At 36.0% G+C, this 236-nt stretch carries 1 protein-coding gene; it reads right to left on the bottom strand.

Features of this window, described 5'->3' with window-relative positions:
* Positions 1 to 236: Cna B-type domain-containing protein (locus BAQ49_RS29725; protein ID WP_116733520.1), on the bottom strand; the 236-nt coding region annotated here is incomplete at both ends.

Here is a 236-nt window from a genome sequence, read left to right as displayed (position 1 = left end):
TTACCGAACTTATTGTTGTAGTCTTCCCAGACTTTCTTACCACTCAGTTCTGTTGTTTCTGTATTTTTGTAAGTGTTCGTAATTGTTGTTCCTTCTACTTTTGTTTCGTAGCCATCAACTTTCACTTCACTTACTGTGTACTTGAACTCATTTCCTTGTCCATTGTACTTTGGTAGATCTTTAAAGCTGAAAGTCCAGTTGCCTTCTTTATCAGCTTTCACTTCTTCTGTTTTGAA

The sequence above is a fragment of the Bacillus proteolyticus genome, from assembly GCF_001884065.1.
GTDB classification, from domain to species: Bacteria; Bacillota; Bacilli; order Bacillales; family Bacillaceae_G; genus Bacillus_A; species Bacillus_A proteolyticus.
Note: the sequence above shows the minus strand (reverse complement) of the source record. Positions and strands in the feature narration are given on the sequence as shown.